Source organism: Pelagicoccus sp. SDUM812005 (assembly GCF_031127875.1).
Classification (GTDB): Bacteria; Verrucomicrobiota; Verrucomicrobiia; order Opitutales; family Opitutaceae; genus Pelagicoccus.
In genome coordinates, this window is record NZ_JARXIA010000113.1 from 1 (window position 1) to 317 (window position 317).

1 protein-coding gene is annotated in these 317 nt (G+C 60.3%); it reads left to right on the plus strand.

The genetic code is table 11. The features are described 5' to 3' along the window. A partial coding sequence (locus QEH57_RS24885) for an aldo/keto reductase (RefSeq protein WP_309009512.1) occupies positions 1-317 on the plus strand: 317 nt, incomplete at both ends.

The following is a 317-nucleotide window of genomic DNA, read 5'->3' on the forward strand; positions in this document are numbered from 1 at the left end:
TCCAAGCTTTGGAACGACAAGCACGCCGAAGCCGACGTCATCCCCTCCTGCCAGCAAACCCTCGCCGACCTCAAGCTCGACTACCTCGACCTCTACCTCGTCCACTGGCCCTTCCCCAACTTCCACGCCAAAGGCTGCGACGTCACCTCACGCTCGCCCGACGCCAAGCCCTACATCCACGCCAACTTCATGAAAACCTGGCGCCAGATGGAAAAGCTCGTAGAGATGGGACTGGTCAAAAATATCGGCACCTCCAACATGAGCCGAGCCAAGCTGGAGCTCCTGCTCGCCGACGCGGCCATCAAGCCCGCCGTAAA